Source organism: Variovorax ureilyticus (assembly GCF_050632185.1).
Taxonomy (GTDB): Bacteria; Pseudomonadota; Gammaproteobacteria; order Burkholderiales; family Burkholderiaceae_C; genus Variovorax; species Variovorax ureilyticus_A.
The window spans coordinates 4562453-4578025 of the sequence record NZ_CP192579.1 but is presented as its reverse complement, the minus strand read 5'-3'; the positions used below and the strand labels follow the sequence as shown (position 1 = coordinate 4578025).

Below are 15573 nucleotides of genomic sequence, written 5' to 3'. Positions count from 1 at the left end.
CAACGCCCCCGGACTTCGCGGCCTTGGCGCTCTTGACCTTGTCCTTCTTCTTCGGTTCCTTGCGCGCTTCGGCGGCGACCTTCTTGCCCTTCTTTGCGCTCTTGGCTTCCTTGTCCTTCTTCTTGCCCTTGTTCTTCTTCTCGTCGGACTTGGGCGCAAGCAAAGTGCCTCGACAGTTCTTTGACCCGCACCAGCAGGGGAACTCCGCCTTGAGCTTCTTCGTATAAGGCTCGTCGATGATCAGCCCGTAGTCGTAGCTGAGCTCTTCCCCGGCCGCGATGTTGCGCAGGGCCTTGATGAAGACCCGGCCGTCCTGCTCGTCGGCTTCGCAGCTCGGGTCGCAGGAATGGTTGATCCAGCGTGCCGCGTTGCCTTTCACGCCGCCATCGATCACACGCTCGTCGTCGATGTGGAAGTAGAAGGTGTGATTGGGCTGCGACGGATCGTGCGGATGCCGGCGCAGCGCCTCTTTCCAGGTGATGACCTCACCCTTGTATTCGATGAGCGTTTCGCCCTCCGCGATATCCTGCACGGCGAAAACGCCATTGCCGTGGACGTCGGAGCGCCGGGTCTGGATGCGGCGGCCACCACCTGAAACGAAGGACTTGGAAGGCATCGGCGAAGTCTGATAGTTTGAATATGTACGCATGCGCGTGCGTGCGCGCACGCGAGAAGCGCCAGATTGTAAGGATGACGAGTCAATGAAGACTTTGGTGATTGCAGAGAAGCCATCGGTGGCCCAGGACATCGTCCGGGCGCTCACGCCCGTGGCCGGCAAGTTCGACAAGCACGAAGATCATTTCGAGAACGAGAAGTACGTCGTCACGAGTGCCGTGGGCCACCTGGTCGAGATCCAGGCGCCCGAAGAGTTCGACGTGAAGCGGGGCAAGTGGAGCTTTGCCAACCTGCCGGTGATCCCGCCGCGCTTCGACCTGAAGCCGGTCGACAAGACCAAGTCGCGCCTCGCCGCCGTGGTGAAGCAGGCCAAGCGCAAGGACGTGACCGAACTCGTGAACGCCTGCGACGCGGGCCGCGAAGGGGAACTCATCTTCCGGCTCATCGAACAGTACGCGGGCGGCAAGTCGTCGCTGGGCAAGCCGGTCAAGCGGCTGTGGCTGCAGTCGATGACGCCGCAGGCCATCCGCGATGGCTTCGACCAGCTGCGCAGCGACCAGCAGATGAAGGGCCTTGCCGATGCGGCGCGTTCGCGCTCGGAAGCCGACTGGCTGGTCGGCATCAACGGCACGCGCGCGATGACCGCCTTCAATTCGCGCGACGGCGGCTTCTTCCTGACGACCGTCGGCCGCGTGCAGACGCCCACGCTGTCGGTGGTGGTCGAGCGCGAAGAGAAGATCCGCAAGTTCGTGAGCCGCGACTACTGGGAAGTGCACGGCACCTTCCTGGCCGAGGCCGGCGAGTACCCCGGCAAGTGGTTCAACCCCGACTGGAAGAAGCCGCCGCCCGGACCCGATGGCGTCGCCGATCCGGAGCAGCGCGCCGACCGTGTCTGGAGCGAGCGCGAAGCCCTCGAAGTCGCCGAGGCCGCGCGCGGCAAGGTCGCCAGCGTCACCGAAGAAAGCAAGCCCACCACGCAGGCATCGCCGCTGCTGTTCGACCTCACCTCGCTGCAGCGCGAAGCCAACAGCCGCTTCGGCTTCAGCGCGAAGACCACGCTGGCGCTCGCGCAAAGCCTGTACGAGCGCCACAAGGCGCTGACCTATCCGCGGACCGATTCGCGCGCGCTGCCCGAGGACTACCTGCCGGTGGTCAAGCAGACGATGGGCATGCTGGCGAACAGCGGCATGCGCCACCTCGCGCCCTTCGCGCAGCAGGCGATCGACGGCAACTACGTCAAGCCGTCCAAGCGCATCTTCGACAACGCCAAGGTCAGCGACCACTTTGCGATCATCCCGACGCTGCAGGCGCCGAGCGGCCTGTCCGACGCCGAGCAGAAGCTCTACGACTTCGTGGTGCGGCGCTTCCTGTCGGTGTTCTTCCCGAGCGCCGAGTACCAGGTGACGACGCGCATCAGCACCGTGGAGCACGCGGGCAGGAAATACCCGTTCCGCTCCGACGGCAAGGTGCTGGTCAAGGCGGGCTGGCTCGCCATCTACGGCAAGGAAGCGCAAGACGAAGAGAAGGAAGACGACAAGGACGGCAAGCGCCTCGTGCCGGTCAAGCCCGGCGAGCAGGTCAAGGTCCAGTCCGCCGAGATCAAGGGCCTCAAGACCCGCCCGCCCGCGCGCTATTCCGAAGCGACGCTGCTCGGCGCCATGGAAGGCGCCGGCAAGACCATCGACGACGACGAGCTGCGTGCCGCAATGCACGAGAAGGGCCTCGGCACGCCAGCCACGCGCGCGGCCATCATCGAAGGCCTGCTGACCGAGAAGTACATCCACCGCGAGGGCCGCGAGCTCATCCCCACCGCGAAGGCCTTCCAGCTCATGACGCTGCTGCGCGGCCTCGGCGTGGAGGAGCTTTCCAAGGCCGAGCTCACCGGCGAATGGGAATACAAGCTCGCGCAGATGGAGCACGGCAAGCTCAGCCGCGAAGCCTTCATGCACGAGATCGCCGAGATGACGCAGCACATCGTCAAGAAGGCGAAGGAATACGACCGCGACACCGTTCCCGGCGACTACGTGACGCTCAAGACGCCCTGCCCGAACTGCGGCGGCGTCGTGAAGGAAAACTACCGCCGCTATTCATGCACCGGCAAGCCCGGGCAGGAACCCTGCGGCTTCTCGTTCGGCAAGTCGCCGGCGGGCCGCACCTTCGAGTTCGAAGAAGCAGACCAGTTGCTGCGCGACAAGCACATCGGTCCGCTGGACGGCTTCCGCTCCAAGGCGGGTTGGCCCTTCACCTCGGAGATCGTGCTGCGCTACGACGACGAGGCGAAGAACTGGAAGCTCGAGTTCGACTTCGGCGACGACAAGAATGCCGAGACCGGCGAGATCGTGGATTTCGCGGGCCAGGAATCGCTCGGCCCATGCCCGAAGTGCGGCGCGCGTGTCTTCGAACACGGCAGCAACTACGTCTGCGAGAAATCCGTGCCGACCAACGACCAGCCCACGCCGAGCTGCGACTTCAAGACCGGCAAGATCATCCTGCAGCAGCCGGTGGACCGCGCGCAGGCCGAGAAGCTGCTCAGCACCGGAAAGACCGACCTGCTCGACAAGTTCGTCTCCACACGCACGCGCCGCGCCTTCAAGGCCTTCCTGACGTGGAACAAGGACGAAGGCAAGGTGACGTTCGAGTTCGAGCCCCGCACCAGCAAGTTCCCGCCGCGCAAGACCTTCGCCAAGGCAGCGCCCGCGGCGGCGAAGAAGGCTGCACCGGCCAAGAAGGCCGCGGCGAAGAAGGCTGCGGCGCCCAAGGCCCCGCGCAAGCCCGCGGCCGGATTGAAGCCCAGCGACGCGCTGGCTGCGGTGATCGGGGCGGAACCCGTGCCGCGCACCGAGGTCATCAAGAAGCTGTGGGACTACATCAAGGCCAACGGCCTGCAGGATGCGGCCAACAAGCGCGCGATCAATGCCGATGCGAAGCTCAAGCCGGTGTTCGGCAAGGACCAGGTCACGATGTTCGAACTCGCCGGCATCGTCGGCAAGCACCTGAGCTGAACGTTCAGCGCATCAGCAGCGCCTGCCGCAGCAGGCGTGCTGCGCGATTGCGGATGCGTCCCGGCGCGGTGCGCAGCGGCCCGTGCGCGCTGACCTTGGCGGTCGCGCAAGCCCACAGGAAGTCCTCCAGGATCGCGGTGTCGTCGAGCGTTTCGGTGCTGCCGTACTTGTGGAACTCGGGGTGCCACTGCGTGGCCGCGATGTAGCTGCGCCCCCGGTCGGGCTTGCGCCGGATGGCCTCGGCCACGTGGTCCGGAATGCTCCATGCATCGACCTCGAAGCCGGGCGCGAGGTCCTTCACGCCCTGGTGGTGGATGCTGTTGACGCGCGCGGTCTCCATGCCCGGATAGAGCTTCGACAGCCGCGAGCCCGGCGTGACGCGGATGTCGTGGAAGTTCTGGTCGTAGGCCACCGGGTCGCGATGCCGCTGTGCGTTGGGGTGCTGAGCCTCGATGTCCTGGTAGAGCGTGCCGCCGAAGGCCACGTTGATCAGTTGCAGGCCGCGGCAGACGCCGAAGATCGGTTTGCCGACCTGCTCGAAGGCTTCGACCAGCGCGAGGTCGTACAGGTCGCGGATGCGGTCGCCGACCCATGCGTCCTTGAGCGGCACCTCGCCGTAGCTGCCGGGCCAGACATCGGCGCCGCCGTGCATCACCACGCCGTCCAGCCATTCGGCGTAGTGCGACAGCTTGGTGTCGCCGCGCGCGGTCTCGCCGGTGGGGCAGGGGACCATCACCACCATCGCGCCCGCGGACATGAGCCAGTGCGTGATCGACTGCTCCACGTACTGCAGCGTCTTGTTGGTGAACAGAGAACGCGCCGGGTCCGCGTGAGAGAAACAGGCTGAGAGGCCGATCTTCAGGCGGCCGGATACGGTTTGTGCCATCGTGTTCCGGGAAACGTGCGGCTGAGCCACGCTGTTGACTTGGCGTTCATTCTGAAACGATTCCGCGGCAGCTGCACGGCATCCAGTCGTGGCTGAACCGCGCGGGGCGCTTCCGTTCGCTCGGCGACGGGCAGGTGCTCGGCGTCGCCGAGCGACAGCTTCAAATGCCTTCAGGCTTGCGCAGGGTTTGCATCCGATCGATCGAATGCACCTTGATCTTGCGCACCTCCGAGCCCTGCCGCACCGTGAGCTCGACGTCGCCTTCGGCGACCGGCCGCTTCCAGAGCTGCTTGTAGAAGGCCTCGAGGGTGGTGACCTCGATGCCGTCGATCTCGAGCACCACGTCGCCGGGGTGCAGGCCCGCTTCGAGCGCCGGCCCCGCGCGGTCGACACGCACGATCTCCACATGCCCGCCGCGTTCGGACGACGAAACGCCCAGCCACGGCCGGATGCTCGCACGCGTGCGCCCGTTGGCCTGCAGTTCCGCGAGCACCGGCCGCAGCAGATCGACCGGCACGAACATGTTGCCCGGCAGCGTGCGCTCCGGCCCCGCGGCCTCCAGCACGAACAGGCTGCCGATGCCGAGCAGCTCGCCGCGGCTGTTGAAAAGCGACGCACCGCTGTGATTGGCCACGGGCGGGCTGGTGAAGATCGCGCTTTCGATGTGGTATTCCCAGTATCCGGAGAACGGCCGCGTCGAGATCAGCCGGGTGAAACCGACCTCGGTGCCCCGGCTGCTGCCGGTGGCGACCAGAAGCGGCTCGCCGTTCTTCAGGCTCGCGATTCCGGCCATCGGCACCGGCTCGATGCCCCGCAGCGGCACCAGCGGGCGCACGAGGCCGAAGCCCGTCGCGAGGTCATAGGCGACCTGCCGCGCCGGAAGGACCCTATCGTCCTGGGTGATGACCTCGATGGTCTCGGCTTCGAGCAGCAGGTAACCGATGGTGAGGATCAGCCCGTCCGGCCCGATCACCACGCCCGAGCCCGAGCGCCGCTGGCCGAGGCTCTCGGCGGAGGTCGCCCCTCGGTCGCGGTCACGTCGAGCGCGACGACCGCATCGCCGGCCCGCTTGAGTGCGCGCACCTGTGCGTTCATCGTGGCGGTCTCGGCCGGCGTCGCGGCGACCGCGGCAAGGCCGACCCATGCGGCGGCACATGCGAGAAGAGCGCCGAGCCATCGAACGCGATGCAGGACACCGCTCGATGCCAGCGAAGATCGAATGCCTGATCCTTGCGTCCGCATGACCGCGCTCCCGGGAACGATGGTTCCCCATGGTGCGCCGCCGGCGCGTGACCCGCAAGCGAGGAAGCGCTCGCCCGGAAGCAGCGCCGAAAAGCAACAGTTGTGCCAGTCGAGTAGAATGGCGGGTTCGTTTCGATGCCCGGACGAAGCATTTCGTCAGGTCGCCGGCAGGTCCATAACCGGTTCGAAACCCGCACACTGCCTTCGTAGCTTGCTGAAGCGAACGGCGCTTTGTCCGCTTCGGTGGGCGCATGGCCCCGGCCGGGCCGCGCTTGAACCGGCCGACCGTTTTTTCTATCCAATCACGACAACCATTCAAAGGTAATTCATGCCAAAGGAAGAACTGATCGAAATGAACGGCGCAGTCACCGAAGTGCTGCCCGATTCCCGCTATCGCGTGACCCTCGACAACGGCCATCAACTGATCGCCTACAGCGGCGGCAAGATGCGCAAGCACCACATCCGCATCCTGGCCGGCGACAAGGTCTCGCTCGAGCTCTCGCCCTACGACCTGACGAAGGGCCGCATCACGTTCCGTCACCTTGAACGCCGTGGTCCTCCGCCGGTGGGTGGCAACAATCCGCAACGCCGCTGATCCCGCAGTGACCGGTCCGGCCGCCGACTTCGCGCAGCTCCCGCTTTCGCCGCAAACGCTGGCGAACCTCGAGCAGCTCGGCTACACGCAGATGACGCCGATCCAGGCGGCCAGCCTGCCGGCGGCGCTGCTCGGCAAGGATCTCATCGCCCAGGCCAGGACGGGCAGCGGCAAGACGGCCGCTTTCGGGCTTGCGTTGCTGGCCAATCTCAATCCGCGCCGCTTCGCGGTCCAGGCCCTGGTGCTGTGCCCGACGCGCGAACTCGCCGACCAGGTCACGACGGAAATCCGCCGCCTTGCGCGGGCCGCGGAGAACATCAAGGTGGTCACGCTCTGCGGTGGTGTCGCGCTGCGTGGGCAGCTGGCCAGCCTCGAGCACGGCGCGCACATCGTGGTCGGCACGCCGGGCCGCGTCATGGACCACCTCGAGCGAGGCAGCCTCGATCTCGAAGCGCTCAACACGCTGGTGCTCGACGAAGCCGATCGCATGCTCGACATGGGCTTCTTCGACGACATCGCCAAGGTCGTGCGGCAATGTCCTCCGGAGCGCCAGACGCTGCTGTTCTCGGCCACCTACCCTGAAGGCATCGAACGGCTCGCCGCGCAGTTCATGAAGAGCCCGCAGCAGATCACGGTGCAGACCCAGCACGAGGCCGGCAAGATCCGGCAGTACTGGTACGAAGTGCGCGACGATGAACGCCTGCACGCGGTGAGCCTGCTGCTCAGCCATTTCCGTCCCCTCAGCACACTGGCCTTCTGCAACACCAAGCAGCAGTGCCGCGATCTCGTGCAGGTGCTCCAGGCGCAGGGTTTCAGCGCACTGGCGCTGTTCGGCGAACTCGACCAGCGCGAGCGCGACCAGGTGCTCGTGCAGTTCGCCAACCGGAGCTGCTCGGTGCTGGTGGCCACCGACGTCGCGGCGCGGGGCCTCGACATCGCGCAGCTCGAAGCGGTGATCAACGTCGACGTCACGCCCGACCCCGAGGTCCACATCCACCGCGTCGGCCGCACCGGCCGGGGCGATGCGGAAGGGCTCGCGCTCAGCCTTGCGAGCATGGACGAGATGGGCAGCGTCGGAAAAATCGAGCAGTTGCAGGGCCGCGAATCCGACTGGCACCCGCTGGCCGAACTCACCGTTGGCGCCGACGCAGCGCCCCTGCAGCCGCCCATGGCCACGCTGCAGATCACGGGCGGCCGCAAGGAGAAGATCCGCGCCGGCGACGTGCTGGGCGCGCTCACCGGCGAGGCCGGCTTCACCCGCGAGCAGGTCGGCAAGATCAACGTCAACGATTTCTCCACCTACGTGGCGGTCGACCGGCGCATCGCGCGCGAGGCCGTGCGCAGGCTCTCCGCCGGCCGCGTCAAGGGCAAGTCCGTCAAGGTGCGGCTGCTCGAGGATGTGGCCTAATTACGCTTTTCGCTTTCTCATCAACCAGAGCTTTCCATGTCCAACAAAATCCGCACCGAAGCCGATCGCAAGGCGACCCCCAAGCCCATTCCGATGCCCGGCTACAGCCTGCCCAAGATGGGTGGCGGCCAGAAGGTGAGCCTCGAGCGCGGCACCGCGACCCGCAGCAAGAAGAACCCCGGCAAGCGCGCCAAGAAGGGCGGCTGACGCTTCACCGGGGCCGGTGCATCGCGTGCGCCTTGCCTCGCTGAACATCGCAGAACGCGCCTTTCGGGCGCGTTTTTCATTGGAGCTCTCGCAGCACATGTCCGACGACTACCAGATCGACATTCCGCCTTCGTTCTTCGCGCTCTACACCGACCGGCGGCAGCGTCTCGCCGAACCGATCGCGGTGGTGCGCGAGCGCTACGAGGTCTGCGAGGACCTGGCCAACCACCGGTGCAGCAGGCGCTGACGCTGCACCACGTCGAAGTCCCGTCCGAGGAAGAGATCCTCGCGAAGATCCACGCCGGCCTCGCCGCATCGGGCTCCGGTCTTTCGCCCGCGGAGGCGCAGTGGGTCACGCGGCGTCTCGCCGAGCTGCTGAACTGGCGCAGCCCGTCGTTCGACGGCGAGTCGCCGCCGGAGGCCGCCTAGCTAAGCTGCGGGCAGCGGCCGATGCACCACCTGTTTGGCGACACCACGCGCGACGTCTTCCTTCCGGATCGCCGCCTGCCCCAGCTGCACCCGGGTGCGCTCGCGCTTGAGCAGGCCGAGGCGGTGGCGCCACACACTTTCGGCCAGGGCCTCTGGCAAAGGTGCTATTGATCCGTCGCCAAAGCTCCGGCGTATTGCCATCACGCTCGCCCTGCTGATCGCTTTGGCGGTGGCCGCGATCTTCGCCGGCGACCAGATCGGTCGCGCTCGGATACAGCAAAAGGTCGATGTCGCGGTGAAAGGCGTCCCTTTCCGCGACGATGCCGCGGGGGTCCGCCCGACTGGCCGCCCGCAGCGAATCTCACACCGGGAGAGGGCACCGCGATGACGCGCTACCCCGATGCGGAAGCCTTCGCAAGGCTGTTCAAGACCGGCGACCGGCCGGACGGCACGGCGGTGAAGGTGATGCCCTTCGGCTCGCTGCGCGAGGTGAGCGACACCGACGTGCGAGCGCTGTTCCTGTACCTGAAGACCTTGCAGCCGATGCCGCACGGCTGAAGACACTTGCTCAATCGGTCCATGGCTCTAGGATCAACACCATTGCCCCACGGAGGCCCGCCATGAGCAATGAACTGCGCAACAAGCTGCACGAGCTGCAGGAGCTGTCGACCAACGCCCCCGATCCACAGACCGGCGCGATCATCGAGGCGCTGCGGCTCCAGACCGCCATCCTCAACGAGCGCCTGTTTCGCATCGAGCTCCAGCTCTGCGAGGTCCTCAAACGCGGCGAAGCGAACGCCGACTGAGAGGGCGCGCTGGCGCGCGCCGTGCCGAGGTCCGGCCTGGCCCGGAGTACGTCAGCAAGCGCTTGCATGACACATGCGGCTGGCCTTTCGGCCGGTTCCTGCGTCCGCGCGATCCGGCTACCTTTACGATTCGAAACGAAAACGAAGGAGCAAGCGTGAAACGCGCACACATTGCGGCTTTGACAGGGTTGTCGGTGCTGGCCGGGCTGGCGGCCGGGACGGCGGGCTATGCGGCCCTCCGGCTCGCAGGCTCGGCGAAACTGGCCGGCCGGAGCCATTCCTACGACCGGCTCGCGCAGGCCGAGGGGTCGCGCCTGCTGGTGATCGGCGACAGCATCGCCACCGGCGCCGGCGCGAGCGATCCGGAATCGAGCCTGCCGGGCCTCCTCGCGCGAGCGAATCCTTCACTCACGGTGGTCAACCACGCGCGGCCCGACGCGCGTTTCGAGGACTTCCTGGCGCAACTCGACGGCGACGAGCCGTTCGACGCGGTGCTGGTCCTCGGTGGCGGCAACGACGCGATCCGCATGACCGGCCTCGCCGACCTGCGCCACGCCGTGGAGCGGGTCGCGCAGCGCGCCCGGGTGCGCGCCGGGCTGGTGGTGTTCATGCCGCCGGGCAACCTCGGCAATGCGCGGCCGTTCCTGCCGCCCTGGAACTGGTGGGTGGCCTACCGCTCGCGCCGGCTGCACGCGATCGTCTCGGAAGTCGCGCAGGCCAACGGCGCGCTCTGCGTCTCGCTGTACCAGGAGCCCGAGGACGACCCCTTCGCGCGCCATCCCCGCCTGATGAACGCGAGGGACGGCCTGCACCCCAGCGACGCGGGCTACGAGCTGTGGCAACGCGAGCTCGAAACGCAGGTCCAGCTATCGGCCAGGCTGCGCAAGATCGGGCGGACTGCCGCGCGGCGCGGCGCCGACTTCTGACGCGAACATCGGCTGCACGCGCCACCACGCCGGCAGCAGTTCGCGGATCTCCTGCCGCGCGAAGCGGTCGTCGAGCAGGTAGAGGACGCCCGCGTCCGTCTCGGTGCGGATGACGCGGCCGGCCGCCTGCACGACCTTCTGCAGCCCGGGGTAGACGTAGGTGTATTCGTAGCCGTCGCCGAAGAGCGCGTCCATGCGCTCGCGCATGACCTCGTTGGGCTCGTTGTGCTGCGGCAGGCCGAGGCTCGCGACGAACGCGCCGACGAGGCGGTCGCCCGGCAGGTCGATCCCTTCGCCGAACGCGCCGCCGAGCACCGCGAAGCCGATGCCCCGGCCGCCCGGCATGAAGCGCGCGAGGAAGGCGTCCCGGTCCGCCTCGCGCATGCCGCGCGACTGCGCCCAGGTCGGCACGTCGGGATGCCGGTCCGCGAAGGCGGCCGATGCGTCCGCGAGGTAATCGAAGCTGCTGAAGAAGGCCGGTAGTTGCCCGGACATTGCGCGAACCGGTCCGCGATGATGTCCACGAGCGTCGTGAGCGAGCGGGGCCGGTCGCGAAAACGCGTCGACACGTCCATGGCGACGCGCACCGTGAGCTGCTCGCTGCGGAAGGGCGAGCCCACGTCGAGCGTCGCGGTGTCGTCGGGCAGCCCGAGCGTGTCGCGGTAGAACGAGAAGGGCGCGAGCGTGCCCGAGAAGCAGGTGGCCGATGCGCAGGCGCCGAAGCGGCCCGTCAGGAAGGGCGCCGGAACGAGGTTGCGGATGACAAGCATGCGGGCGCCGTCCGCGCCCAGCGTGCATTCGAAGACCGAATGCCGCGCGAAGGAATCGGTCAACCGCGCGAACCGCAGCACATCGAAGAAGCACTGCTGGAGCGGGCCGAGCGGCTCGTCGGGATGAGCGGTGAAATGCTCGGCCATGACCGCCACCGCATCCAGCAGCGCACGCGCGAAGGACTCGGGGATCTCGTCGCGCGCCTCGTAGGCCGCGACCTGCTCGCGCTGCAGCAGCCGCCATTCGCGGTCGAGGTTGCGCAGCGCCTTGCGGATCGGCACCGGCGCCTTCTGCTCCACGCCATCGATCGCCGCCGAGGCCAGCTCGGCCGAATACATCCCGCGCGCACGGTCGAGCAGGTTGTGCGCCTCGTCGACGAGCAGGGCGACGCGCCAGTCTTCCTCTTTCGTCAGCGCGTAGAGGAAGGCGCTGCCGTCGAAGTAGTAGTTGTAGTCGCCGACGACCACGTCGCTCCAGCGGACGAGCTCCTGCGCGAGGTAGTAGGGGCAGACTGCGTGCTGCAGCGCGATGCGCCGCAGTTCGATGCGATCGAGCCAGCCGGATTGCACGGCCTCGCCGCGTGCGGCCGGCAGGCGGTCGTAGAAGCCGCGTGCCAGCGGGCAGGCTTCGCCGTTGCAGGCGCGGCCGGGGTGCTCGCAGGCTTTCTCGCGTGCGGCGAGCTCGAGCACGCGCAGCGGTGCGCCTTCGCGGTCGAGCGTGCGCAGCGCATCGAGCGCCACGGCACGGCCCGAGGTCTTGGCGGTGAGGAAGAAGATCTTGTCGAGCTTCTGCGTGGGCCCGGCCTTGAGCAGCGGAAAGAGTGTCGCCACCGTCTTGCCGATGCCGGTCGGCGCCTGCGCCAGCAGGCAGCGATCCGAGGCGGCGGCGCGGTACACCGCTTCGGCGAGATCGCGCTGGCCGGGCCGGAATTCGCCGTGGGGGAAGGCGAGCGCGGCGAGCGCCTCGTCGATGTCCGTCCGGTGACTCGCCTCCTGCTCGGCCCAGGCGAGAAAACGGCCGCACAAGGTCTCGAAGTGCTCGCGCAGTTCGTCGCGCGTGCAGGTCTCCTCGAGCACCGTTTCTTCCTCGGTGTCGAGGTCCAGATAGACCAGGGCCACGCCCATGCGCTGGAGGCCGTCGCGTTCGCACAGCATCCACGCATAGGTCTTCGCCTGCGCCCAGTGCAGCGCGCGGTGGTTGGACTTGATGGCGGCGAACTCGCCCCGGAAGGTCTTGATCTCCTCGACGCGCTTGCGATGCGGGTCGTAGCCATCGGCGCGCCCGCGCACGTTGAGTCGCTCGAACTGCCCCGAAAGGATGATCTCGCTTTCATAAGCGGGACCCCGGCGGTTCTGCACCAGGCGATGACCGCCCTGGCCTTCCTGCGCGCTCGGCGCCGGCACGAAGCGCAGGTCGAGGTCGCCCGCCTTCGCGGCGAAGGCGCACAGCGTCTTCACCGAGACGGTGGGTGCCGTGGCCGGGCCTTCGGCGGCAGAGGGATCGGGGCAGGAGGGGGCATCGCGCTGGATGAATATACAGCGCGATGCTTCCGATTGGCCCGTGGGGCCTACAGGATCGCAGTCGCCAGCAAGGCGAGCGAAGCGGCCGCCATGGCCGCGGTGGCGAGCCAGCCGAGCACCTTCAATTTGCGCGAAAGCACGATGCCGACCATCACCCTGGGGCTGGAGGCGGCGATCATCACCGCGACCATCACCGGCACGGAGATGACCGCGTTGATCACGGCCGCACCCACGAGTGCGGCGATCGGATCGAGCCCCGAGAGGCTCACCGCGATGCCGAGCGCCATCGCGGCCGCGAGGATGCCGTAGAAGCTGCGGCCCTGCGAGAGCGTGAGATTCAGTCCCCGGCGCACGCGGAAGTAGCTCGCGACCGCATCGGCGGCGGACCCGGCGAGCACGGGCAGCGCGAGCATGCCGGTGCCGACGACGCCCAGCGCGAAGAGCACGAAGGCCGCATCGCCCGCGATGGGCCGCAGCGCGGCGGCGGCCTGCGCGGTGGTCTCGATCTGGGTCTGCCCGTGCGTGTGCAGGGTCGCGGCGGTGGCCGTGATGATGAAGAAGGCGATGAGGTTCGAGAAGCCCATCCCGGCCACGGTGTCCACGCGCAGCCGCCGCAACTGCCGACGGATCTGCTCGGGCGCGCGACGCAGCGGCTTGTCTTCGGGAACGCGCCGGATCTCCTCCACTTCCTGCGAGGCCTGCCAGAAGAACAGATAGGGGCTGATGGTGGTGCCGAGGACGGCGACCACCATGGTGACGAACTCCCGGCTCCATTGGATCTGCGGCGCATAGATGCCCCGCGCCGCGGCCACCCAGTCGACATCGACGGCGAGCACCACCCCGACGTAGGCCAGCAGCGACAGCGTCAGCCACTTGAGAACGCGCACGTACTGGTTGTATGGCACGAATACCTGCAGCAGCAGCGAGACGATGCCGAAGCCCGCCGCATACCAGGCCGGATGGCCCGGCAGCACCAGCGCGGTCGCGTGGCCCATCGCGTTGAGGTCCGCCGCGAGGTTGATGACGTTCGCGACCAGCAGCAGCACGACGAGGCTCGCCACGATCCAGTTGGGGCAGAAGCGCGTGAAAGTTTCGGTGAGGTTCCGTCCGGTCACGCGGCCGATGCGCGCGCTGGCGAACTGGATGCCCACCATCAGCGGATAGGTCAGCACCACGGTCCAGCCCAGCGCATAGCCGAACTGCGCGCCGGCCTGCGAATAGGTCGCGATGCCGCTCGGGTCGTCGTCGGCGGCGCCGGTGATCAGGCCCGGCCCGAGCTCGGACCACCAGCGCTCGTCGGCGGCGCGGGTGTCGGCGGTTGCTCGGGTCGAGGGCGTGTTCATGGGCGGCTTCGGGTCGATCGCAGGAGCGGCAGTATGCAGGACATCGCCCTCGAGCCGCACCAAGGCCCCGCACGCGGCGGCGGCTTCCTTTATGCTGCCGGCCGTCTACAAGCAGCAAGCCATCCGACCCAACCATGAAGATCCAGAAAGATTCAGTCGTCACCCTGCGTTACAAGGTGTCCGACGCCACCACCCAGAAGCTGATCGACGAGGGCCGCAATCCCATGGTCTATCTGCATGGGGGCTACGAGAACACCTTCCCGAAGATCGAGGCGGCACTGGACGGCAAGGAAGTCGGCTTCCAGGCCACACTCAGCCTGCAGCCCGAAGATGCCTTCGGCGCGCGTGACGAATCACTGGTGCGGACGATCGCCAAGAGCGACTTCCCGCCCGGCGTGAAGGTCGGCGGCCAGCTCGAAGGCCGCAACGACCAGGGCGAGCCGCAGATCTTCAACGTGGTGAAGATCAAGGGCCCGCAGGTGATCCTCGACGGCAACCATCCGCTCGCCGGCAAGGCGCTCAAGTTCAGCATGACGGTGACCGGCGTGCGCGCCGCGACGGAAGAGGAAATCGCCCATCGCCACGTGCACGGCGAACACGGGCACCATCACTGACCGCGCGGACGCAGCGTTGCGCCAGCGCGACCAGAGTGTCTCGCGGACAGCCCTTTCGCGGCGGCGCGACGACCCCATATCCCGAGCATTGCCCGTGTCGGACCGGACGGGGCACCACTCTCAGGAAGTCAGCGCAATGACCACCCCCAGCCCCATCGTCCAGATCAAGGCCCTCGGATTCCCGTGGGAGACGATCGACCCCTTTCTTTTCTGCGCCTATCACGACGACGCCTATCCGCGCGGCAATGCGCAGATGGGCCCGGACGCGCCGCTCGCCGGTCGCGACATCGGCCAGGACTTCAGCCGCAAGGACGGCTGGAGCATGTACCACGGCGCCACCGTCCCGGGCTTCCCGGGCCATCCGCACCGCGGCTTCGAGACGGTGACGATCGTGCGCCGGGGCCTGATCGACCATTCGGACTCGCTCGGCGCGGCCGCGCGCTTCGGTGGCGGCGACGTACAGTGGCTCACGGCCGGCAAGGGCATCGTGCATTCGGAGATGTTCCCGCTGCTCGATGCCGCGGCGCCGAACCCGCTGGAGCTGTTCCAGATCTGGCTCAACCTGCCCGCGCGCAACAAGATGGCGAAGCCGCATTTCACGATGTTCTGGTCCGAGGACGTGCCGCGCTTCACCGCCACCGACGCCGAGGGCCGCACGACCGAGGTCGCCTGCATCGCGGGCAAGGTCGGCCCCGTCGAGGGCGCACCCGGCGCGGGCGGGCCGCTCGCGCCGCCGCCGGATTCATGGGCCGCAGAGGCCGATGCCGACGTCGCGATCTGGACGCTGCGCCCGGCGCCCGGCGCCCGCTGGACGCTGCCCGCCGCGACCGGCAACGGCACGCGGCGCACGCTCTACTTCTTCAAGGGCCGCTCGGTAGCCATCGGCGGCCAGGATGTCAGCGCCCGCAGCGCGATCGAGGTCCGCGCCGACCTCGCGGTGGAGCTGCAGAACGGCGACGAAGTGAGCGAGTTCCTGGTGCTGCAGGGCCGGCCGATCGGCGAGCCGGTGGCGCAGTACGGTCCTTTCGTGATGAACACGCCCGCGGAGATCGCGCAGGCGATGGCCGACTACCGCCGCACCCAGTTCGGCGGCTGGCCGTGGAAGGACGAAGCGCCGGTCCACGGCCGCGACCCGGCCCGCTTCGCCGGGCATCCGGACGGCAGGGAAGAGAAGCCGCAGGGCCACGCGGCGACGACCGCCCTCTGACG

General features: G+C 67.8%; 14 protein-coding genes and 3 pseudogenes. 10 read left to right on the top strand and 7 right to left on the bottom strand.

The window, feature by feature from the left end; translation table 11 throughout:
- Nucleotides 1-10: 10 nt before the first annotated feature.
- Nucleotides 11-616 (bottom strand): annotated as a pseudogene (locus ACQ858_RS22690) (SET domain-containing protein); the annotation flags it as partial.
- Nucleotides 617-701: 85 nt separating this feature from the next.
- Here ACQ858_RS22690 and ACQ858_RS22685 point away from each other — a divergent pair.
- Nucleotides 702-3617 carry a DNA topoisomerase III gene (locus ACQ858_RS22685; RefSeq protein WP_431274756.1) on the top strand — a complete coding sequence of 972 codons (2916 nt, stop codon included), beginning with the start codon at nt 702-704 and terminating at the stop codon, nt 3615-3617.
- A gap of 4 nt (nt 3618-3621) precedes the next feature.
- Here the strand turns inward: ACQ858_RS22685 and ACQ858_RS22680 are convergent, their stop codons facing one another.
- The 3 genes from ACQ858_RS22680 to ACQ858_RS22670 form a co-directional block, all read right to left on the bottom strand.
- Nucleotides 3622-4503, bottom strand: coding sequence for a gamma-glutamyl-gamma-aminobutyrate hydrolase family protein (locus tag ACQ858_RS22680; RefSeq protein WP_431274755.1), 882 nt, complete (start codon nt 4501-4503; stop codon nt 3622-3624).
- A gap of 160 nt (nt 4504-4663) precedes the next feature.
- Nucleotides 4664-5479: a S1C family serine protease gene (locus tag ACQ858_RS22675; protein WP_431274754.1), complete on the bottom strand. Its 816-nt coding sequence runs from the start codon at nt 5477-5479 to the stop codon at nt 4664-4666.
- Complete coding sequence (locus ACQ858_RS22670) at nt 5473-5745, bottom strand: hypothetical protein (protein ID WP_431274753.1); 273 nt, start codon at nt 5743-5745, stop codon at nt 5473-5475. The genes ACQ858_RS22675 and ACQ858_RS22670 overlap by 7 nt, the downstream gene beginning before the upstream one ends.
- A 328-nt stretch (nt 5746-6073) precedes the next feature.
- Between ACQ858_RS22670 and infA the strand changes: the two genes are divergently transcribed.
- From infA to ACQ858_RS22650, 4 genes and pseudogenes are all read left to right on the top strand, one after another.
- Nucleotides 6074-6340: a translation initiation factor IF-1 gene (gene infA / locus ACQ858_RS22665; RefSeq protein ID WP_184530795.1), complete on the top strand. Its 267-nt coding sequence runs from the start codon at nt 6074-6076 to the stop codon at nt 6338-6340.
- A 7-nt stretch (nt 6341-6347) separates the two neighbouring features.
- Nucleotides 6348-7748 (top strand): ATP-dependent RNA helicase DbpA, encoded by a 1401-nt coding sequence (gene dbpA / locus ACQ858_RS22660; protein ID WP_431274752.1) that lies wholly within the window; start codon nt 6348-6350, stop codon nt 7746-7748.
- Nucleotides 7749-7784: 36 nt separating this feature from the next.
- Nucleotides 7785-7955, top strand: coding sequence for a hypothetical protein (locus ACQ858_RS22655; RefSeq protein ID WP_431274751.1), 171 nt, complete (start codon nt 7785-7787; stop codon nt 7953-7955).
- 97 nt (nt 7956-8052) lie between these two features.
- Nucleotides 8053-8384 (top strand): annotated as a pseudogene (locus ACQ858_RS22650) (hypothetical protein).
- On the opposite strand, the gene ACQ858_RS22645 reads toward ACQ858_RS22650, so the two are convergent.
- Complete coding sequence (locus ACQ858_RS22645) at nt 8385-8519, bottom strand: hypothetical protein (RefSeq protein WP_431274750.1); 135 nt, start codon at nt 8517-8519, stop codon at nt 8385-8387. It lies immediately after the preceding pseudogene.
- 249 nt (nt 8520-8768) lie between these two features.
- On the opposite strand from ACQ858_RS22645, the gene ACQ858_RS22640 reads away from it, so the two are divergent.
- From ACQ858_RS22640 to ACQ858_RS22630, 3 genes are all read left to right on the top strand, one after another.
- On the top strand, nt 8769-8942 hold the full coding sequence (locus tag ACQ858_RS22640) for a hypothetical protein (protein ID WP_431274749.1): 174 nt from the start codon (nt 8769-8771) through the stop codon (nt 8940-8942).
- Between the two features lie 62 nt (nt 8943-9004).
- On the top strand, nt 9005-9190 hold the full coding sequence (locus ACQ858_RS22635) for a hypothetical protein (RefSeq protein WP_431274748.1): 186 nt from the start codon (nt 9005-9007) through the stop codon (nt 9188-9190).
- A gap of 155 nt (nt 9191-9345) precedes the next feature.
- Complete coding sequence (locus tag ACQ858_RS22630) at nt 9346-10116, top strand: SGNH/GDSL hydrolase family protein (protein ID WP_431274747.1); 771 nt, start codon at nt 9346-9348, stop codon at nt 10114-10116.
- Here ACQ858_RS22630 and ACQ858_RS22625 read toward each other — a convergent pair.
- Together ACQ858_RS22625 and ACQ858_RS22620 are read right to left on the bottom strand one after the other, a co-directional pair.
- Nucleotides 10057-11963: pseudogene (locus tag ACQ858_RS22625) on the bottom strand (ATP-dependent DNA helicase). The gene ACQ858_RS22630 and the pseudogene ACQ858_RS22625 overlap by 60 nt on opposite strands.
- Nucleotides 11964-12454: 491 nt before the next feature.
- Entirely contained in the window at nt 12455-13750 is a 1296-nt protein-coding gene (locus ACQ858_RS22620; RefSeq protein ID WP_431274746.1) for an Nramp family divalent metal transporter, read from the bottom strand.
- A 134-nt stretch (nt 13751-13884) separates the two neighbouring features.
- On the opposite strand from ACQ858_RS22620, the gene ACQ858_RS22615 reads away from it, so the two are divergent.
- Together ACQ858_RS22615 and ACQ858_RS22610 are read left to right on the top strand one after the other, a co-directional pair.
- Complete coding sequence (locus ACQ858_RS22615) at nt 13885-14364, top strand: FKBP-type peptidyl-prolyl cis-trans isomerase (RefSeq protein WP_431274745.1); 480 nt, start codon at nt 13885-13887, stop codon at nt 14362-14364.
- A 136-nt stretch (nt 14365-14500) separates the two neighbouring features.
- On the top strand, nt 14501-15571 hold the full coding sequence (locus tag ACQ858_RS22610; protein ID WP_431274744.1) for a pirin family protein: 1071 nt from the start codon (nt 14501-14503) through the stop codon (nt 15569-15571).
- Nucleotides 15572-15573 lie beyond the last annotated feature (2 nt).